Below are 19,568 nucleotides of genomic sequence, written 5' to 3' on the forward strand. Positions count from 1 at the left end.
CCCCCTCCTCCGCCGGCGCAGCGTCGGGGAGCCGGAACTGATGGACGACCCGGCCTGCGACCCCGTCGCCCTGGCCACCACCTACCGGTTGTTCGGCGTGGTGAACCCGCTCGTGGCGTCGTGGCGGGCGGTCTACCGGCAGCGACTCCGCCCCGTGCTGCGGGCGGCCGCGGCGTCGGGCCGGGCGGCCACCGTCCTCGACGTCGGTTGCGGCGGCGGTGACGTGTCCCGCGCGCTCGCGCGGTGGGCGGCGCGGGACCGGATCGACGTCACCGTCACCGCGATCGACCCCGACCCCCGCGCCCACGCCTGGGCGTCCGCGCACGACGACGGCACCGGGCTGACCTACCGGGCTGCCGCGAGCGGGGACCTGGTGGCCGCGGGGGAGCGGTACGACGTCGTCGTCTCCAATCACGTGCTGCACCACCTCGACCCGGCGGAGCTGGCCGCCCTGCTGGAGGACACCGCGGCCCTGACGCGCGGCGTCGCCGTCCACAACGACCTGCGCCGCAGCCGCGTCGCCTGGCTGCTCTACTGGGTCAGCACCCTGCCGCTCGCGCGGGCGCGCACCTTCCTGCGGTTCGACGGGCTGCTGTCCATCCGGCGCAGCCACCGGGCCGGCGAACTGGCCGCCGTGGTGCCGCCGGGCTGGACGGTGGAGCCGCAGCGCTTCTTCCGGCTGCTCACGGTGCGCACGGGGGACACCCGCGGGAGCGAGCCGGTCACCTGAGCCGCTACCCGGCCGGGTCGGTACGAACCGGCGGGGTCAGGTCGGCCAGGTCGGCCGTGCCTTTCAGGATGCGACGGATCCGGCCGTCGCCGTGACCCGAGCGCGGGTCGCCGCCACCGCGTGCTGCACCCGACGACGCCCCTGACGCGACGCGTCGATCGCCTGGCGCGCCTGCCGGTAGAGGCCATAGGCGCCGGACCGGACCGGCAGGTCCCACGTGCCGGTGTGCTCGACGTCCACCCCGCCGAACGAGCGCTTGAAGGCCGTGAAGCCGGCCCACGGATGGGTGGGGTCGTCGGTCGGGGCGATGCCGAAGAGGTCGGCGACGTGCTGCCCGCGTTCCCGGGCGTCCAGGATGGCCTGCACGATCAGCGGCTGGTTGGGCCGCAGTCGGCGGTGCTCGACGGGGACGGCGGCGTGCGCGAACGTCCGCTCGGTGGGGGAGTCGTAGACCAGTGCTGCGCAGACCGGCGTGCCGTGCTGGCGGGTGACGTACAGCTGGGCGGCGTCGAGCGGCATGAGCGTCTCGGCCACCTGCCGCAGGTACTGCTCGGGGTGCGTGCGGATGTTCTTCCGGCGGGCCGTCAGCTCGAGGAAGCCGAGCAGGATGGCGATGTCGGCCGGGTCCTGGCTGGCCTCGACCGTGAGGCCCTTCTTGTGCCCGTTCCGGTAGATGGTGCGGATGCTGCCGGTCATGTCGGCGAGCAGCTCGTCGGCGGGGCGCCGCAGGTCGATCACCCGGGTGCGGCGGGGCTGCACGTCGCTGGGGCTCATCCGGCCACCCCGGTCCGCGAGGAGCTGGCGCAGCCGGACGACGGCCCCGCCGCGGTCGGCCTCGAGGCCGTCGCCGTCGGGCATCGGCTCGAGCCGGAGGAACCAGGCACCGGCGCGGCGCGCCTCGGCGGTCAGCGCGGTGACGGCGTCGGTCAGGGCGGCCGGGTCCTCGACGACGGGTCCGTACGGGCAGTAGAGGAAGGAGCCGACCCGGCGCTGCTGCAGGACGCCGCGGGCGTGCCAGCCCGGGCCCTCCAGGTCCAGGACGTCATGGCCGAGATCCCGCTGCACGGCGAGCCAGGCGGGATCCTGCAGGATGGTGTTCATCGTCTCGTTTCCCGGGCGACGTCGGTCGCCCACACACGCCCTCCGGCGTCGTCGACCCGGGGCTTCACGGTCCGCGCGGGTGAGCGCGGCCTTCGGTGCCAATCTAACCCCGGTCTTCGAGGTATCGGTGCGTCGCCGTGCCGCGGCGACGCCGGTGCCCCGCAGAGTCTTCGGAGCGACGGCGCCGGGCGGATCGCCGTGGCCGGTCCGCCCGGCGGCCGTGCAGGTCAGGCGGCCGTCTCGAGGGTGAGCAGCGTCCGCTTGGCGTCCAGGCCGCCCACGTAGCCGCCGAGACTGCCGTCCGAGCGCAGCACCCGGTGGCACGGAACGACGACGGGCAGCGGGTTCGTCGCGCACGCGGTGCCGACGGCCCGCACCGCGCCCGGATTGCCGACGGCCACCGCCACCTGCGCGTAGGAGGCGGTGCTGCCGAACCCGATGTGCGGCAGGTGCTCCTGGACGAGCCGGCGGAATCCGGCGGACAGGCGCAGGTCGAGGGGCAGGTCGAAGGAGTGACGCCGCCCGGCGAAGTACTCCTCCACCTCCCGGGCCGCCGCGTCGAGCCGGCCGGGGGCGCGCAGGATGCGGGGGCCGACCCGGTCGGCGAGGGTCTGCAGGACGGCGTCGTGGTCCTCGACGGCGAATGCGACGCGGACCAGGCCGGCATCGGTCGCGGCCAGCAGCAGCGGCCCGACCGGGCTGTCCACGGTGCGGTAGACGACGTCGAGGTCGGCGTCGGCGCGCGACTCGAGCCGGGCGTGGAGAGCGGCGAGATCAGCGTCGGTGGGGGTGGTGGCGTCGTGCAGGGCGGCCATCGCCGGATCGGCGAGGGCGTGCGTGTCGGCGCGCGGGGTGCTCATGTCAGGGTGCCTCTCGTGCGGGGGAGAACGGGGCGCTCGTGCTGGTGCCCGTCCTGGTTCATGGGGCCGTCGTCGGGGTCGGCCAGCACGCGGCGCAGGGCGGCCACGCCGTCGGCGGCGGCCCGGCGGGCGGCGGCCTCGGTGCCGCCGGTCAGCGCGGCGACGTCCCGGTACGGCAGGCCGCCGAGGTGGTGGTGGACGACGCTGAGGCGCTGCTTCTCGGGCAGTGCGGCCAGGGCCGCCCACAGGTCCGGCTGGGCGGCGTCGGGGTTGCCGTGCCGGGAGGGTCGTTCGGGAAGCCGGTCGGCGGGGACGGCCTGGCGGCCGCGCGTCCGGATCACGTCGATGGCCTTGCGGTGGGCGATGGTGACGAGCCAGGCCTGGACGTTCGCGTCGGCCGGCAGGTCGGGCCACGCCCGCAGGGCCGCGAGGAAGGTCTCGCCCCACGCGTCGTCGGCGTCGGCATGCGGGCCGAGGACGGCACGGCAGACCCGTAGCACGGTGGCCCCGTGCTCGGTCACGACGGTCTCGAACGGGGCGCGACCGGCGGTCGTCCGCGGAGGGAGTGAACGGTTCATCACGACGTAGACGGTGCGGCGACGCGTTTCGTGAGGTCGCCCGGTGCCGGTCTCAGGACCGGGTCGCGCCCGGACGCACGTCGTCGTCCCAGCCCTGCTGCGGCGTGGCGCACGTCTCCCGGAACACGAACTGGGAGGGTCGCTTGCGCTCGCTGCTGGACCAGTCGATGGCCGGCCGGTGCTTCTTCTCCGGCAGGTAGCCGAGGCGGTAGACGGCCATCAACTCGAGGTCGTCGGGCACGGCCAGCATGTCGATGATCCGCTTCCAGTTCTCCGGCGCCTCCATGGGGAAGGAAACGAACTGGATACCCATCCCGAGCTCCACCGTCGTCAGCCACAGGTTCTCCATGGCCGCGCCCATGCTGAACACGGAGTAGAAGCCGGAGAGCTCGCCGGGGCGGTACTCGCCCCGCTCGAGCATGACGCCGACCAGCAGGGGTGAGCCGGCCACGAGCTTGCGGTTCTCCTCGCCGAGGGTCTGCGGCACGCGCAGCTTGTTCATCAGGCTCTGCCCGGACGGGGTGAACGCCCGGGAGGTGAACGGCCGCAGCAGGGCCGGCATCTTGTCGAACAGCATGCCGCTGCGGGCGGTGTCCATCTCCTTCTGGCTGAACCGGAAGTACTTCTTGTACCGGTCGAAGAAGGTCCCCGCGCTCATCACCTGGGTCATGCTCTGCCCGCTGATCGAGGCGACGGTCTCGATCGTGTCCCGGTCCTCGATCAGCACGAACCGCCACGGCTGGCTGTTGAACTGCGACGGCGCGGACGCGGCGGCCCGGATCAGCAGCTGCTGGTGCTCGGGGCTGACCGGGTCCGGTCGGAACGGACCGTTCGTCGTCCGGCGGTTGAACACGGCGTCGAGGAACTCCACGGATTCACCTCCAGGCCAGCACGAGGCCGGCCGCGTAGCAGGGAGCCGCGGCGAGGGCGTCGCGGGTGTGGCGGGGCAGCGGGCGGGCGCCGTGCCGTTGCAGCAGGAACAGTGGGACGGCGGCCGGGGCCAGCGCGATCGCGGCGGGGGAGCGGGTGGCGCCGGCGACGACGGCGGCGGCCGCCGTCGCGGCGCTCGTGACGATGTAGAGGCCGTGATGCACCCAGCGCACGTTCGAGGTGTCGACCCACCGGGCAGCGACCGAGGCCCCGAGCGCGCAGTTCGCGGCGTACGCGGCGGCGGCAGCGGTCACCAGCGTGCGGGACAGGGACACGGTTCCCTCCTGACGGGCCGGCGGCGGCGCGGGGTGCGCCCAGCGACGATCGGTCTCATCGTGCCACACGCCCGCGGGCGCCGGCTGGGCGTGCCCTGGCCCGTCCGCCGGCGGCATCCGGCCACGTCAGAGGCCGGTCAGCGGCGGCGACCGGCCGCGCGGTCCTGCAGCGAGACCGGTGGCAGGAACGTCGACTGGACGGTGCGCACCCACCAGTCGCCGGTGGCCCGCCGCTCGGCCCGGGTGGTGTAGCGGTACCGGAACAGGCGCGCCCGCACGAACCGGGGAGGCTCGTCGGGGAACGGGTTGTGCCGCAGCAGGCGCAGCGTCGCGCGGTCACCGGCGAGCAGCCGGGCGACGAAGCCGGTGAACCACGGTTCGGCGTAGCCGGGGGAGAGCGCCGCGAACCACATCAGCCAGTCCAGCCGCAGGTGGTACGGGGCGAACTGGGCGGGGCGCCGGTGAACGTCCCCGGGCTTGCCCTTGAACTGGTACTCGCGCCACGCGCTGTCCGGCCCGGGCTCCGGATCCGCGGTGCCCTCGACCACCACCTCCCAGCGGATCCTCGTGACCGACCCGAAGGCGCCGTAGGTGTTGACCAGGTGCAGCCGGTCGAACGACGCGTTCATCGCCTGCCGCCGCGACACCAGGTTCTTCGCCGGCGCCCACGAGAGCACGAGCACCAGCGCGGTCACGGCGACCACGAGCACCGCCCACCACACCGGCGTCGTCGTGGGCGACGCGACGGCGGCCCGGGTGAACGGGAGCACCGCGCCCCAGAACCCGTCCGGCAGCACCGAGAGGCCGAGGACGATCGCCATCCAGTTCAGCCACGAGAAGTTGCCGCTGATCACCAGCCACAGCTGCGTGAGGATCATGGTCCCGGCGGCGGTCCCGGCGACCGGCTGAGGCAGGAAGAGGGCGAACGGCAGGATCAGCTGGGTGACGTGGTTGCCCGCCACCTCGACCCGGTGCAGGCGTGCGGGCAGGTGGTGGAAGTACCAGCTGAACGGACCGGGCATCGGCTGCGTCTCGTGGTGGTAGTGCAGGCAGGTCAGGTCCCGCCAGCAGGTGTCGCCGCGGATCTTGATCATCCCGGCACCGAACTCGAGCCGGAACAGCACCCAGCGCAGGGCCAGCAGCAACAGGAACGGCGGGGCGGTGCCGTCGTCGCCGAGGAAGATTGCGAGGAAGCCGACCTCGAGCAGCAGCGACTCCCAGCCGAAGGAGTACCAGGTCTGGCCGACGTTGACGATCGACTGATACAGAGCCCACAGCAGGAACCAGGCCGCCATCGTGGCCGGCAGCGGCAGGATCTCCGTGACCCCGACGAGGGTGAGCGTGGACAGCACGGCGCCGAGGACGGCGAGGGCGGCGAAGAACCGGTCCGAGTAGTGCCAGTGGAAGACGCTGGGCGCCCGCGAGAACGGGACACGGGCGACGAACCGGGGGATGGGCAGCATGCCGTCGGTTCCGAGCAGCGCCCGGAACTGATCGACGGCGACGAGGAAGGCCACGAGGTAGACGGCGGCCAGTGCCCGCAGGAACAGCAGCCGCGCGAACCAGTAGTCGTCCGCGGAGAACCACTCCACGGCACCACCCTACGTCCGGGGCCGCTGCCGGGGACGGGCCGATGTGGTGGGATGGGGACATGACCACGGCCACCGTCGTCGGCAGCGGACCCAATGGGCTCGCCGCCGCCGTCACGCTCGCCCGGGCCGGCGTCGACGTGACCGTGCTCGAGGCCGCCGAGACCCCCGGCGGGGGCACCCGCACGAGTGAGCTGACCGTTCCGGGCGTGCTGCACGACCACTGCTCCGCGTTCCACCCGATGGGACTGGCGGCCCCCTTCTTCGCCGACGTGGACCTCACCTCCCACGGCGTCACCTGGAGATGGGCGCCGCTGGACGTCGCCCACCCGCTCGACGACGGCACCGCCGGCGTGCTGGAGCGCTCGATCGAGGCGACGTGCGCCCGGCTCGGGGTGGACGGTGCCGAGTGGCGCCGCGTCTTCGGCCCGCTCGCCGCGCACGTCGACGACATCCTCGGCGAGGTGATGCAGCCGATGCTGCACGTGCCCCGCCACCCGGTCTCCCTCGCGCGCTTCGGTGCCCGGGCGTCCCTGCCCGCCACCGTGCTGGCCCGCTTCTTCCGCACGCCGCAGGCCCGCGCCCTGTTCACCGGCGCGGCCGCCCACCTGATCCACCCGCTCACCCGGCCGGGGACCGCCGCCGTCGGACTCACCCTGCTCGCCGCGGGGCACCGGGTCGGCTGGCCGGTCGCCGAGGGCGGGTCCGCGACCATCAGCGCCGCCCTGATCCGGATCCTCGAGGCGCACGGCGGCCGGGTGGAGACCGGGGTGACGGTGCGGTCCCTGACCGAGCTGCCGCCCACGGATCTGACCATGCTCGATCTCGCGCCCGACGTCGCCGCCCGCGTGGCCGGGGACGCGCTGCCCGCCCCGGTGCGCCGGGCCTGGGAACGGTTCCGCCGGGCGCCCGCGGCGTACAAGCTCGACCTCGCCGTCGAGGGCGGCCTGCCCTGGACCAGTCCGGATGCCCGACGGGCCGGGACCGTGCACGTGGGCGGGACGATGGCCGAGATCGCCGACGCGGAGCAGGACGCGTACGACGGGCGGATGCCGGAGCGGCCGTTCGTCCTCGTCGGCCAGCAGTACCTCGCGGATCCGAGCCGCTCGAACGGGAACGTGCACCCGGTGTGGGCGTACGCGCACGTACCCCACGGATACACCGGGAACGCGACCGACGCCGTGCTCGACCAGCTCGAGCGCTTCGCCCCCGGTACGCGGGAGCGGATCGTCGGGACGGCGGTCACGACGCCGGCGGACTGGGAACGGTACAACGCGAACTTCGCCGGCGGGGACGTGATCACCGGGGCCAACTCGCTGCTCCAGCTGCTCGCCCGGCCCCGCCCGGCGCTCGACCCCTATGCGACCGGTATCGACGGCGTGTGGCTGTGCTCCGCGGCCACCCCGCCGGGTGGCGGCGTGCACGGCATGTGCGGGTACAACGCGGCCACTCGGGCCCTGGCGTCCCTGCCCGGCTGAGCGACGAGGCGCGGCCCGGGGTCCTGCGAGGATGAGGGCATGACGCTCCAACTGGGACTGAACACCTTCGGCGACGTGCAGCCGGGACCGGACGGTGACCCGCTCCCGCACGCCGCCGTGCTGCGGAACGTGCTGGCCGAGGCCGAGCTGGCCGACCGGCTCGGCCTGGACTACATCGCCGTCGGCGAGCACCACCGGGCCGACTACGCCATCTCCGCGCCCGAGGTGGTCCTTGCCGCGATCGCCGGGCGCACCGAGCGGATCCGGCTCGGCTCCGCCGTCACCGTCCTCTCCAGCGACGACCCGGTGCGTGTCCACCAGCGCTTCGCGACCCTCGACGCCCTCTCGTCGGGACGGGCGGAGATGGTGGTGGGCCGGGGATCGTTCATCGAGTCCTTCCCGCTGTTCGGCTACCAGCTGGAGGACTACGAGCAGCTCTTCGAGGAGAAGCTGAACCTGCTGACGAAGGTCCGCGCCGGTGGGGCGATCAGCTGGTCCGGCCGCACCCGGGCGCCGCTGAGCGGGCAGCGCGTGTACCCGGAGCCCGAGCACGGACCGATCCCGACGTGGGTGGGCGTCGGCGGCAGCCCCGAGTCCGTGATCCGGGCCGCCCGCTACGGCCTCGCCGTGGAGTTCGCCATCATCGGCGGCCGGCCCGCCGCCTTCGCGCCGCTGCGGGACCTGTTCCGCCGGGCGCTCGCCGAGTTCGGCCAGCCCGCGGACACCCCGGTCTCGGCGCACTGCCCGGGCTACGTGGCCGATACGGACGAGCAGGCGCGCGAGGAGTACTGGCCGCACTGGAGCGCGCACAACGCGGTGATCGGGCGGGAGCGGGGCTGGCCGCCGGCGTCACGGGCGAACTTCGACGCGCAGTGCGCGGACGGCGGGGCGCTGTTCGTCGGGAGCCCGGAGACCGTCGCCCGGCGGATCCGGAAGGCCGCCGCGGACCTCGACCTGTCCCGCTTCGACCTGAAGTACAGCATGGGCACCCTGCCGCACGAGAACCTGATGCGCTGCATCGAGCTGTACGCCACGGAGGTCGCCCCGCGCGTGCGGGCCGAGTAGTCCGACGCCGACGCCGGCGGCGCGGCGCGTCCGTCGTCGATGCCCGCCTCCATCGTCGAGTGGACGGATAACGCAATCATTCGGCCGCTTTGACTGCATCAACCGTCCACTCGGCGTACACCGGACGGTGACGCCCCGGCGCAGCCGCCACCGACGTCGTCGCCGGTGCCCCTGAGGGCTGCGCCACCGCCGAGTGGACGGATGACGCACTCATTCAGCCGCTTTGACGACGTCAACCGTCCACTCGGCGTAATCCGGACGGTGACCCCCCAGCGCGCCGCCCCGACGTCGTCCGGGCGGCTCCGGCCCGTTGACTAGGCTGGCTCCCGGGAACCGTCCGCCGCACGCCAGGGAGCCTTCGTGACCTTCGCCTCCGCCTACCACCACGGGTTCGCCCGGGTGGCCGCCTGCACCCTGCCGGTGACGCTCGTCGACCCGGCCGCGAACGCCGCCGCCGTCCTCGCCGAGGCGCAGCGGTTCAGCGACGACGGGGTGGCGATCGCGATCTTCCCCGAGCTCGGCCTCACCGGCTACGCGATCGACGACCTGTTCCTGCAGTCCTCGGTGCTCGACGACGCGGCGGCGGCGCTGGGGACCATCGTCGAACGCAGCGCGGACCTGCTGCCCGTCCTCGTGGTCGGCCTTCCCGTGGCCTGGCGGAACCGGGTCTACAACGCCGCCGCCGTCGTGCACCGCGGCCGGCTGCTCGGCGTCGCACCGAAGTCCTACCTGCCGACCTACCGCGAGTTCTACGAGCGGCGCTGGTTCGCGCCCGGCGACGACGTGCGCGGCGAGATCACCCTCGCCGGGCAGACCGCCCCCTTCGGTCCTGACCTGCTGTTCACCGCCGTCGACGTGCCGAACCTGACGCTGCACGTGGAGATCTGCGAGGACATGTGGGTCCCGGTGCCGCCCGCCGCGGAGGCCGCGCTCGCCGGCGCCACCGTCAACGCGAACCTCTCCGGCTCCCCGATCACGGTCGCCCGCGCCGAGGACCGCAAGCTGCTGGCCCGGTCCGCCTCCTTCCGGTACCTGTCCGCCTACGTGTTCGCGGCGGCGGGCGACGGCGAGTCCACGACCGACCTGGCGTGGGACGGGCAGACCTTCGTCTACGAGAACGGCGACCTGCTCGGCGAGACCGAGCGCTTTCCCGACGGCCCCCGCGCCACCGTCGTCGACGTCGACCTCGACCGGCTCGCCGCGGAACGCCGGCGGCAGGGCACCTTCGACGACAACCGGCGCACCCTGGCCGATCGGGCCGGGTCCGCTTCCCACCGCACCGTCGACTTCCGCCTCGACCCGCCGCGCACCGACATCGGGCTGCAGCGGCCGCTGGACCGGTTCCCCTTCGTGCCCGACGACGAGACGCGCCTCGCGCAGGACTGCTACGAGGCGTACAGCATCCAGGTGGCCGGCCTCGAGCAGCGGCTCCGCGCGATCGGGCCGACGACGAAGGCCGTCATCGGCGTCTCCGGCGGCCTCGACTCGACGCATGCGCTGCTCGTCTGCGCCCGCGCCATGGACCGACTCGGCCGGCCCCGCACCGACATCCTCGCCTTCACGATGCCCGGCTTCGGCACCAGCGCGGCCACCCGGTCCAACGCGGAGCTGCTGTCCGAGGCCCTCGGCGTCACGTTCGAGACCATCGACATCCGCCCCACCGCGCGGCAGATGCTCCAGGAGATGGGCCACCCCGCCGGCGAGGGCGAGGAGGTCTACGACGTCACCTTCGAGAACGTGCAGGCGGGCCTGCGGTACGACTACCTGTTCCGGCTGGCCAACCAGCGCGGCGGCATCGTCGTCGGTACCGGCGACCTCTCCGAGCTGGCGCTCGGCTGGTGCACCTACGGCGCCGGGGACCAGATGTCCCACTACGCCGTCAACACCGGGGTGCCCAAGACGCTCATGCAGCACCTGATCCGCTGGGTCGTCTCCTCGGGCCGGGTCGACGATCACACCGGCGACGTGCTGACGTCGATCCTCAACACGGAGATCAGCCCCGAGTTGATCCCGACGAAGGACGGCGAGAAGCCGCAGAGCACCGAGGCGTCGATCGGGCCGTACGCGCTGCACGACTTCGCCCTCTACTACCTGATGCGCCGGGGGTACCAGCCCGGCAAGATCGCGTTCCTCGCCCACCACGCGTGGGCCGACCCCGACGCCGGCGCCTGGCCTCCGGGCTACCCCGAGGACGAGCGCCGCGGCTACGACCTGGCCGAGATCCGACACTGGCTCGAGGTGTTCCTGCGCCGCTTCTCCGTCTACCAGTTCAAGCGCTCGGCGCTGCCGAACGGGCCGAAGGTCGTCGCCGGGGGCTCACTGTCGCCGCGCGGGGACTGGCGGATGCCCTCGGACGTCTCACCGAAGGCGTGGCTGGCGGCCCTGGACCGCGAGGTGCCGAAGGGCTGAGCCACGCGCCGCCATGACCATCGGGCGTCAGCTCAGACCCGTCTCCCGCAGCGTGATGTTGATCCGGCCGCGCTCGAGGCCGCAGTCGGCCGGCGCCGTCCCGGGAAACACCTTCATGACGCCGTGGTGGGCCAGCCGCGCGGGGCCGCCGAAGACGAACAGGTCGCCCGAGCGCAGCTCGATGTCCTCGTACGGGCGGTTGCGGGTCTCGGTGTTGCCGAACCGGAAGCGGCAGGTGTCGCCGAGGGAGAGGGAGACGACGGGCGCGCGCGAGCGTTCGTCCTTGTCCTGGTGCATGCCCATCCTCGCGTCGTCGTCGTAGAAGTTCGCCAGCGCCGTGTCCGGGGTGTACTCCGATCCGGCGTTCGGGCCGAGGGCCGCGTCGAGCGCGGACCGGCCGAGGCGCACCATCCAGTCCGGCACGTCGAGGACGCGGTTGCCGTTCACGTCGACGGCCTCCCGCGTGTACTGGTAGGGCCGCCAGTGCCAGCCCAGGCACACGGTACGCACGCTCATCGGATGACCGCGGACCACCGAGGAGTGCAGGGGCACCGGCCCGGCCGTCCACTCGCGGAACCGGTCGACGAGCCACCGCTGCTGGTGCGCCGACAACCAGCCGGGCACGTGCACGGCACCCGGCGCCAGTTCCCGGGGCTCGCGCGGCACCAGGTCGTCGCCGAAGAGTTCACCCACGACGGCCACGCTACCGGGACCGTTGGCGGCGAGGCCGGGCGCAACGAGTCCACCTGCGGCATCATGGGACGGGAGACGACCCGCGTCCATGACCCCGGCGGATCGGGGAGAGGAACCGCTCGATGACGACCCCCGAACCCGCCCGGCCCATCACTCCTCGCGATGGATCGCCGACACCGACGCCGGGCTCCGCGCCCCTGCGCGTCGCGGTGCTCGGCCGTGGCTCGATCGGCTCCGTGCTGATCGACCGGCTCGCCGCCGGTGCCGTCGAGGGCGCCGTCCTGTCCGCGGTCATCGGTCGGCCGGGACAGGCCGCGGGCAATACCGTTCCGACGGGACCCGGCACCCCGGCGCGGGTCGCCGTGCCGATCGTGGAGCCGGCCGACGGCATCGCGGCCGCGGACGTCGTCGTGGAGTGCGCGTCCGTCGCCGCCGCCCGTGAGCTCGGCCCCGACGTCATCGCCGCCGGCCGCACCCTGCTGCTCGCCTCGATCGGCGCCCTGAACGACGCCGACGCCGCCCGCCGGCTCACCGCCGGGCCCGGCCGGCTGGTGCTGACCACCGGCGCGATCGGCGGTCTGGACGTGCTCGCCGCGCACCGGCAGGCCGGGGGACTGCGCGAGGTCACCATCACCAGCACGAAGAAGGCCACCTCCCTCGTCCAGCCGTGGATGGACGCCGACCGGCGCGCCGCCCTCGAGCAGGCGACCGCGCCGGTCACCGCGTTCGAGGGCACCGCGGCGGAGGTGATCGACCTCTTCCCGCGCTCGGCCAACGTGGCCGTCGCCGTCGGACTGGTGGTCGGCGACCCGCAGGCCGTCACCGTGCGGATGGTGGCCGACCCGGACGCGACCCGCACCACCCACCGGATCAGCGCGATCAGCGACGCCGGAGCCTTCTGCTGCACGGCCGAGAACGAGCCCAGCCCGGACAACCCGGCCAGCAGCGCCCTCGTCCCGTACGCCATGCTCGCCGCCCTCGCGTCCCTCGCCCGCCCGTCGGGCCGGTTCGCCTGATGGCGTCGGTGCTGGGCGACGTGCTCGCCGCCGTGATCCAGGAGCAGGTCACGGCCCTGGCCGAGCACGAGCGAGGGGTTCGCGACGACGCCCCGGACGCCGTGCACCAGGACCGGGTGACGCTGCGCCGGCTGCGATCGGTGCTGGCTGCCTTCTCCGCCGACCTCGATCCGGCCGCCACCGCGGCCGGACTCGACCTGCCGACGCTGACCGGACGGCTGCGCGACACCGCCCGGGCGTTCGGCCTCGCGCGCGACGCCGAGGTGAACGCCGAGCTGGCCGCCGCGGCGATCGCCGGCGGCGCCGTGGCCGCGGGGCCGGCCACGGACGAGGTGCTCCGTGTGCTCGACGAGGCCGCCATCACCGCCTACCAGGAGCACCGGCAGCAGGCCGTCGCCCTGCTCGACGACCTCGGGCCGGACACGCTGACCGCCGTCCTGACGGCACTGGCCGCCGTCGCGGAGCAGGGCGCGGGTGACGGCGACCCGGAGGGTGAGCCGCTGGCCGCCGACGCCGAGGCGGCGCTCGCCCGCGTCATCGACGAGCAGGCCGCCCACGTGCTGCGGCTGGCCCGGAAGGCGAAGCGGGCCGCGCCCGAGGACGCCGCGACCGCCCTCCACGAGGTCCGCAAGAAGGCCAAGCGGCTGCGGTACACGATCGAGGAGATCACCGCGCGCGACGTCGCGGTCCCGCCCGGCCGGCAGGACGTCGTCGACGCGGCGCACCGCATCCAGAAGCACCTGGGCACCCACCACGACAGCGTCGGCCTCATCGACTTCGTCCGGGAGACCGTCGCGGAGCGTCCGGCCACCGGGCGCCGCGCGTTGTCCGCCACGGTGGCCTTCGCGGCCGGGGAGCTCACCGGGGCCGAGCGCGCGGTGCAGGAGACGGCCCTGCGGAAGTACCGCGCCGCGCGCCGCGCTCTCCGCGACGCCCTGGCCTGACCGAGCATCGGGGTGACGCCGAGCGCGTGTCGGGACGGTGCCCGGCCGGCGTCCAGCGGGGGCGTCTAGGGTGAACCCATGGCCCAGAGCATCGACACCCTCGTCATCGTCGGCGTCACCGGCGATCTGTCCTCCCGGCTCCTGCTGCCGGCCCTCGGCCAGCTGCTGACGCGCGAGAAGAAGCGCAAGCTGCGGCTGATCGGCGTCGGCAGCGAGGACTGGGACGACGCGAAGCTCAAGGAGACGCTCAAGGGCTCGTTCGAGACGAGCTCGGCCAAGGGCGCCGCGGTCACCGACCTGGTCAAGCACGCCACCTACGTCCAGGCCGACGTCACCGACCTCGACGACGTCCGGCGGCTCGTCGACGGGATCACCGGCACCCCGGCGCTCTACTTCGCGCTGCCTCCGGCCATCACCGCCGCCTGCTGCGCGCTGCTCGAGCAGACTGGCCTGCCCGACGGCACGGTGCTCGCCCTCGAGAAGCCCTTCGGCACCGACCAGAAGAGCGCGCACGCCCTCAACGAGCAGCTGACGCGCCTCGTGCCCGAGGAGCGGGTGTTCCGCGTCGATCACTTCCTCGGCAAGTCCACCGTGCTCAACCTCCTCGGCCTGCGCTTCGCCAACCGGGTGTTCGAGCCGCTGTGGAACCGCGAGCACATCGAGAAGATCGACATCGTCTACGACGAGCAGCTCGGGCTCGAGGGCCGCGCCCGGTACTACGACACCGCCGGCGCGATGGTCGACATGATCCAGAGCCACCTGCTGCAGGTACTCGCGGTGGTCGCGATGGAACCGCCCGCCACGCTGGACCACGAGGACGTCCGGACGGCGACGGCGTCCGTGCTGCGGGCGACCCACGTGTTCGGTGACGACCCGGCCGCCTCCTCGCGACGGGCCCGGTACACCGCGGGCAAGATCGGGCGCCGGAGCCTGCCGGCCTACAAGGACGAGAACGGCGTCGATCCCGCCCACCAGACGGAGACCCTCGCCGAGCTGACCGTCGAGGTGCAGAACTGGCGGTGGTCGGGGGTGCCGCTGACGCTGCGCTCGGGCAAGGCGCTCGCGGCCAAGCGCTCCGAGATCGTGATCACCTTCCGGGACGTGCCCGAGGTGCCCACCGGTTTCGGCGGGAAGCGGCCGGCCAACGTGCTGCGCCTGAGCATGGGGCCGGACCGGATGGAGCTGAGCGTCAACATCAATGGTCCCGGCGACCCGCTCGTCCTCGATCAGACCGTCTTCACCGACGAGTTCGGGGAGGGCCAGCTGCTGGCCTACGGCGAGGTGCTCAGCGGCGTGCTCGACGCCGACCCCATGCTCTCGATCCGCGGTGACGCGGCCGAGGAGTGCTGGCGGATCATCGACACCGTGCGCAAGGCGTGGAAGGACGACGTCGTGCCGCTGCAGTCCTACCCGGCCGGGTCGAAGGGCCCGGCGACCTGGGCCCCGCTCGGCTGACGGGCCATCATCCGCCAGCTCGTCAACAGATGTTCCATCCGGGGTCCCGGAAGGGTCAGGTGGGACATCTATTGACGAGCTGGCGAGAGAGATCTGTCGCTAGAGCCCGGCGGCGGCCAGGTCCCGGTCCAGTTCGGCGCGCGCCTGCCGCTCGGCGTCGGCGTCGGCGAACGTGACGGCGTCGATCCCCTTCCGGGCGTCCGCGGCCACCTCGCGCACCTGCTCGTCCGAGAGCAGGCCGAGTCCGCGGGCGTGCACGGCGGCGCCGACGTGCGTGTCGATCAGCGTGACCCCGAGCCGGGCGAGGCGTTCCCGCTCGCCGGGCCGGACCGGCAGCACGGCGTGGATGTAGACGGCGCGCACGGCCTCGGGCCACGCGGCGACAATCCGTTCTGCCACCTCGACGTCACCCTGGCCGTTGTCGCCGAGGAAGACGATGCCGTAGTCCGGGAACAGCTGGACGTACTCACGCACGTTCTCGACCTTCTTCGAGGCCATCGACCCGTGCGTGAGCAGGCTCAGCAGGCTGCCCGAGAGCACGGTGGCCGATCCGATGCCGCGGGCCCGGACCATGCGGTGCGTGCCGGACTCGAAGAATCCGAACGGGTCGGACGGCCGTGCGGTCACGAACGTGACGTCGCCCATCGGGTTCGGTGTGCTGGCCGGGCCGAGGTCGAGCGCGGTGTAGAGGGCGACGGCGCCGGGGTAGATGGTCCCTCGCGGGTAGTGCCGGTCCTTGAGGTTGGCCACGAGCGTGTCGTCGACGTCGGAGAGGATCTTCAGGCCCCCGTGCTCACCGACGTGCGCCGCGATGTGGTCGAGGATCCGCGTCCGGACGGCGGCGTCGTCGACGTCGCTGAACACGAGCTTGGCCAGGTCCTGGTGCGTGCCGTCGCCGTCGCACAGGTTGCGGAGCAGCCGCAGGTCCTCCTCGCCGGTGGTCGCCTCGAACACCCGGGCAACGGCCCGCTCGGCCACGCTCAGCGTCGCACCGGTCTGCAGGGCCGCGATCACGCGGGCCCGGGCGGCGACGGAGAGATCGGCGAGCCGGTCGTGCGTCAGCCGGGTCAGCAGGCGCAGCTGGGCGGTGGTGCCCAGCACGGGGTGCCCGACGTCGCCGAGCATCGCCTCCAGGTCGGCCTCCTGTACCCAGCGGTCCAGCGCGGGCCCGGTCAGCGCGTCGACGCGGGGCAGGGCGACGTGCGGCTGGGCGTCGTGGCGGGAGCGCCGGACCAGTGCCCGGAGGCGTCTCAGCATGCGTTCCTCCTTCGACGGTGGGCCGGGCGGACGCCGGTCACAGCCACTTGTTGTGCCGGAACACGAGCCACAGGACCACGCCCATGCCGAGCATCAGCCCCAGCGCATAGGGGTAGCCGAACAGCCAGTGCAGTTCGGGCATCGTGTCGAAGTTCATCCCGTAGATGCTCGCCACCAGGGTCGGGGCGAACAGGATGGCCGCCCACGAGGAGATCCGCTTGACCTGCTCGTTCTGGATCGCGGCCTGCTCGTTCTGCCGGTTGGTCGTCAGCGTCGAGTCCACCTGCAGGATCTCCTGCAGCAGCGTCCGGAACCCGTCCACCTGACCGTTGACCCGCGCCACGTGGTCGGCCACGTCGCGCACGTTGCGGCGCAGCTCCTTGTGCACGGGGAAGAGGTCGAACCCGGAGCCGATCCGGTCCAGCATGTGCACGAGCGGGTGGACGGCGCGCTGGAAGGCGATCACCTCGCGGGAGAGCTCGTAGATGCGCCGGGTGACGGCGGCGTCGCCGGCGAACACCTGGTCCTCGATCTGGTCGATGTCGGTCTGCAGCCCGTCCACGACCGGTCCGTAGTCGTCGACGACCTGGTCGATGATCGCGTACAGCACGGCCATGGGGCCGAAGGCCAGCAGGTCGCCGTCGGCCTCGAGCCGTTGCCGCACCGGGGCCATCGGGGAGGCCTCGGTGTGCCGGACGGTGATGACGAAGTCCTCGCCGGTGAACACGTGCAGCTCGCCGAACTCGACCCGTTCCTCGGCGTCGACGTAGCGGGCGGGCCGCAGCACGGTGAACAGCACGTCGTCGTACAGCTCCACCTTGGGCCGCTGGTGGGCGTTGATGGTGTCCTCGACGGCCAGCGGGTGCAGCCCGAATTCGGCCGAGACCGTACTCATCTCCGTCTCGGTGGGCCGGTACAGGCCGATCCAGCCCATACCGCCGTAGGCCCGCATGGTCTCGATGGTCTGCTCGAGGTCCAGCGGCTCGGTGGTGCGCGCCCCCATCACGTAGACCGCGTTGTCGATGATCACCGCCCCATTATGGTCGTGCCCGGGCGGAACGACGCCGCGCCGGCCCGGACCGCGCCGCCGACGCAACTGACCAGGGACACCGCTCAGTAGGGTAGGGCCCATGACCCAGACCTCCGGCCCCACCCCGGCCGCGACCGACGCGTCGCCGACGGCGGCGCCCGATGCCGCGCCCGGCGCAGCGGCGCAGACCGTCGTCGGGATGGACATCGGCGGCTCGAAGACCCGCGGCCTGCTGATCCGCGACGGCGTCGTCGTGGACGAGCAGCAGGCCGGCAGCGCCAACACCCAGTCGGTGAGCGAGCAGACGGCGGTCGAGAGCCTGCGCGAGCTGTTCGCCGCCCTCGGCGATCCCCGCCCCGACCTGGTGATCGCCGGGTCCGGGGGCATCGACACCCCCGAGGACGCGCAGCGCCTGCGGGACCTGATCGCCCCGCACGCCCCGGGCGCCGAGGTGATCGCCGTGCACGACACCCGGCTCACGCTCGCGGCCGGGCGCACCAGCACCGGTGTCGCCGTCATCGCCGGCACGGGCTCGGTCGCCTGGGGACGCAACGACGCCGGACACACCGCGCGCGCGGGCGGCTGGGGGTACCTGCTCGGCGACGAGGGCAGCGGCTACTGGCTGGCGCGCGAGGCGGCCCGGGCCACCCTCCACCGCTTCAACCTCGACCAGCCGGTGAACTCCCTGGGCGCCGGGCTGCTCGACGCGTGCGGCCTCACGAACCCCGAGCAGCTGATCGCCCACTTCCACTTCGGCACCGACCGGCGCTACTGGGCCGCGCGGTCGCCGGTCGTGTACACCGCCGCCGACGAGGGGGACCGCGACGCGCTGCGCATCATCCAGGTCGGCGCGGAGCACCTGGCCGACCTCGCCACCCAGGTGGCCCGGCAGCTGCGCGTCGACGGGCCGATCGTGCTCGGCAGCGGCATCGGCATGCACCAGCCGCGCACCCAGCGCGCGTTCGTTGCCCTGATGGCCGAGCGCGGGCACCCCGACGTCCGCGTCCTGGACCAAGAGCCCGTGTACGGCGTGCTGCAGCTGCTCGAGGACCGCGCCGCCGGGATCACCCTGGACTCGACCACCGACGCGTGAGGCCCGGCCGTCCCGCGGCGGACGGCGTTGCGCCGGTCGTCCCGCTCGGCGACGATGGCAGGACGCAGACAGCATGGTGGGCGGGACCGTTCTCGCCACGACGAACAGGAGCACGCATGAGCCCGGACATCAGGATCGACAGCCTTCTCGGACGGACCGTGCTCGACGAGGCGGGGGAGAAGGTCGGCAAGATCGGCCAGGTCTACCTGGACAACGAGAACGGCGCCCCGACCTGGGTCACCGTCAAGACCCGCGGCAAGCACGCGTTCGTCCCGATCGGCCTGCTCGGGCACACCGACGACGGGGCGACCGTCCCGTTCAGCGCCGAGGTGCTCAAGGACAGCCCCGAGGTGGACGTGGCGAAGGACCTGAACCGCGGCCGGGAGGACGTGCTCTACCGGTACTACGGCGTCACGCGCGAGCAGGCCGACCAGCGGGCGTCGGAGGCGGGCCACCGCTACGTGCGGCCCGGCGCCGACGACGGCGATTCCCTGCGCTGACGGCCCGGCCCGACCCGCACGACACGGATGAGACCCGCACGACCCTGACGCCCCGGCGGAACACCGCCGGGGCGTCAGTCCGTCTCGGCGGCGAGCATCGGGCGGTGCTCGTAGAACGTCTGCAGCACCACGGTCGTGCGGGTGTTGACGGAGGCCCGGTGTCGGATGTCGTTGACGAGCGCCTCGAGCGCCTTCGGGGACTCGACCCGGACGAAGAGCATGTACGCGGCGTCGCCGGCCACCGAGTGGCAGGCCTCGATCGCGGTGAGCGGTTGGAGCAGTTCCGGGGCGTCGTCCGGCTGGCGCGGGTCCAGCGGCGTGATCTCGATGAAGGCCGCGAGCGGCTTGCCGACGGCCTCGGGGTCGAGGATCGCCTGGTATCCGACGATCACCCCGCTGCTCTCGAGCTTCTTCAGGCGCGCCTGCACCGCGGAGACGGACAGGCCGACCCGGTCGGAGAGCTGGGCGAGGGTGGCGCGTGGGTCGTGGGAGACCTCGGTCGCCAGCCGCACGTCGACGGGGTCATCCATGGCGGCAGGCTACCAGCCGGACACACGCCGGGATT

General features: G+C 73.2%; 19 protein-coding genes. 9 read left to right on the forward strand and 10 right to left on the reverse strand.

The window, feature by feature from the left end; genetic code table 11:
- The first annotated feature begins 40 nt into the window (after positions 1-40).
- Positions 41-730, forward strand: coding sequence for a methyltransferase domain-containing protein (locus BGP79_RS05310; protein ID WP_076693870.1), 690 nt, complete (start codon positions 41-43; stop codon positions 728-730).
- Between the two features lie 63 nt (positions 731-793).
- Here BGP79_RS05310 and BGP79_RS05315 read toward each other — a convergent pair whose 3' ends face one another.
- From BGP79_RS05315 to BGP79_RS05340, 6 genes are all read right to left on the reverse strand, one after another.
- On the reverse strand, positions 794-1,831 hold the full coding sequence (locus BGP79_RS05315) for a peptidoglycan bridge formation glycyltransferase FemA/FemB family protein (RefSeq protein WP_076693596.1): 1,038 nt from the start codon (positions 1,829-1,831) through the stop codon (positions 794-796).
- 227 nt (positions 1,832-2,058) lie between these two features.
- Positions 2,059-2,691 carry a methylated-DNA--[protein]-cysteine S-methyltransferase gene (locus tag BGP79_RS05320; RefSeq protein ID WP_083701587.1) on the reverse strand — a complete coding sequence of 211 codons (633 nt, stop codon included), beginning with the start codon at positions 2,689-2,691 and terminating at the stop codon, positions 2,059-2,061.
- Positions 2,688-3,269, reverse strand: coding sequence for an RNA polymerase sigma factor (locus BGP79_RS05325; RefSeq protein WP_076693597.1), 582 nt, complete (start codon positions 3,267-3,269; stop codon positions 2,688-2,690). The genes BGP79_RS05320 and BGP79_RS05325 overlap by 4 nt, the downstream gene beginning before the upstream one ends.
- A 52-nt stretch (positions 3,270-3,321) precedes the next feature.
- Positions 3,322-4,140: a nitroreductase family protein gene (locus BGP79_RS05330; protein WP_076693598.1), complete on the reverse strand. Its 819-nt coding sequence runs from the start codon at positions 4,138-4,140 to the stop codon at positions 3,322-3,324.
- Positions 4,141-4,144: 4 nt separating this feature from the next.
- Positions 4,145-4,474, reverse strand: coding sequence for a hypothetical protein (locus BGP79_RS05335; protein ID WP_076693599.1), 330 nt, complete (start codon positions 4,472-4,474; stop codon positions 4,145-4,147).
- Positions 4,475-4,611: 137 nt separating this feature from the next.
- The gene (locus BGP79_RS05340; RefSeq protein ID WP_076693600.1) at positions 4,612-6,066 is read right to left on the reverse strand and encodes a lipase maturation factor family protein; all 1,455 of its coding nucleotides are present in this window, start codon (positions 6,064-6,066) and stop codon (positions 4,612-4,614) included.
- 59 nt (positions 6,067-6,125) lie between these two features.
- Between BGP79_RS05340 and BGP79_RS05345 the strand changes: the two genes are divergently transcribed.
- The 3 genes from BGP79_RS05345 (at position 6,126) to BGP79_RS05355 (ending at position 11,015) form a co-directional block, all read left to right on the forward strand.
- Positions 6,126-7,541 (forward strand): NAD(P)/FAD-dependent oxidoreductase, encoded by a 1,416-nt coding sequence (locus BGP79_RS05345; RefSeq protein WP_076693601.1) that lies wholly within the window; start codon positions 6,126-6,128, stop codon positions 7,539-7,541.
- Between the two features lie 39 nt (positions 7,542-7,580).
- Positions 7,581-8,606, forward strand: a complete 1,026-nt coding sequence (locus BGP79_RS05350; RefSeq protein ID WP_076693602.1) for an LLM class flavin-dependent oxidoreductase — start codon at positions 7,581-7,583, stop codon at positions 8,604-8,606.
- 360 nt (positions 8,607-8,966) lie between these two features.
- Positions 8,967-11,015, forward strand: a complete 2,049-nt coding sequence (locus BGP79_RS05355; RefSeq protein ID WP_076693603.1) for an NAD(+) synthase — start codon at positions 8,967-8,969, stop codon at positions 11,013-11,015.
- 27 nt (positions 11,016-11,042) lie between these two features.
- Here the strand turns inward: BGP79_RS05355 and BGP79_RS05360 are convergent, their stop codons facing one another.
- Positions 11,043-11,708 carry an alpha-ketoglutarate-dependent dioxygenase AlkB gene (locus tag BGP79_RS05360; RefSeq protein ID WP_076693872.1) on the reverse strand — a complete coding sequence of 222 codons (666 nt, stop codon included), beginning with the start codon at positions 11,706-11,708 and terminating at the stop codon, positions 11,043-11,045.
- A gap of 122 nt (positions 11,709-11,830) precedes the next feature.
- On the opposite strand from BGP79_RS05360, the gene BGP79_RS05365 reads away from it, so the two are divergent.
- From BGP79_RS05365 to BGP79_RS05375, 3 genes are all read left to right on the forward strand, one after another.
- A complete protein-coding gene (locus BGP79_RS05365; RefSeq protein ID WP_083701589.1) occupies positions 11,831-12,724 on the forward strand; it encodes an aspartate dehydrogenase domain-containing protein in 894 nt (297 codons plus the stop codon).
- A complete protein-coding gene (locus BGP79_RS05370) occupies positions 12,724-13,668 on the forward strand; it encodes a CHAD domain-containing protein (protein WP_076693604.1) in 945 nt (314 codons plus the stop codon). Before BGP79_RS05365 ends, BGP79_RS05370 begins: the two co-directional genes overlap by 1 nt.
- Before the next feature lie 78 nt (positions 13,669-13,746).
- Positions 13,747-15,123 carry a glucose-6-phosphate dehydrogenase gene (locus BGP79_RS05375; protein ID WP_076693605.1) on the forward strand — a complete coding sequence of 459 codons (1,377 nt, stop codon included), beginning with the start codon at positions 13,747-13,749 and terminating at the stop codon, positions 15,121-15,123.
- 99 nt (positions 15,124-15,222) lie between these two features.
- Here the strand turns inward: BGP79_RS05375 and BGP79_RS05380 are convergent, their stop codons facing one another.
- Both BGP79_RS05380 and BGP79_RS05385 read right to left on the reverse strand, forming a co-directional pair.
- Positions 15,223-16,380 carry a phosphatase domain-containing protein gene (locus BGP79_RS05380; RefSeq protein ID WP_076693606.1) on the reverse strand — a complete coding sequence of 386 codons (1,158 nt, stop codon included), beginning with the start codon at positions 16,378-16,380 and terminating at the stop codon, positions 15,223-15,225.
- A 37-nt stretch (positions 16,381-16,417) separates the two neighbouring features.
- Positions 16,418-17,383, reverse strand: coding sequence for a magnesium and cobalt transport protein CorA (locus BGP79_RS05385; protein WP_076693874.1), 966 nt, complete (start codon positions 17,381-17,383; stop codon positions 16,418-16,420).
- Positions 17,384-17,510: 127 nt separating this feature from the next.
- On the opposite strand from BGP79_RS05385, the gene BGP79_RS05390 reads away from it, so the two are divergent.
- Together BGP79_RS05390 and BGP79_RS05395 are read left to right on the forward strand one after the other, a co-directional pair.
- On the forward strand, positions 17,511-18,503 hold the full coding sequence (locus tag BGP79_RS05390) for an N-acetylglucosamine kinase (protein ID WP_076693607.1): 993 nt from the start codon (positions 17,511-17,513) through the stop codon (positions 18,501-18,503).
- 116 nt (positions 18,504-18,619) lie between these two features.
- Positions 18,620-19,003, forward strand: a complete 384-nt coding sequence (locus BGP79_RS05395; RefSeq protein ID WP_076693608.1) for a PRC-barrel domain-containing protein — start codon at positions 18,620-18,622, stop codon at positions 19,001-19,003.
- A 74-nt stretch (positions 19,004-19,077) separates the two neighbouring features.
- Here the strand turns inward: BGP79_RS05395 and BGP79_RS05400 are convergent, their stop codons facing one another.
- Positions 19,078-19,533: an Lrp/AsnC family transcriptional regulator gene (locus tag BGP79_RS05400; RefSeq protein WP_076693609.1), complete on the reverse strand. Its 456-nt coding sequence runs from the start codon at positions 19,531-19,533 to the stop codon at positions 19,078-19,080.
- Positions 19,534-19,568 lie beyond the last annotated feature (35 nt).

This window comes from Tersicoccus sp. Bi-70 (assembly GCF_001968825.1).
Taxonomy (GTDB): Bacteria; Actinomycetota; Actinomycetes; order Actinomycetales; family Micrococcaceae; genus Tersicoccus.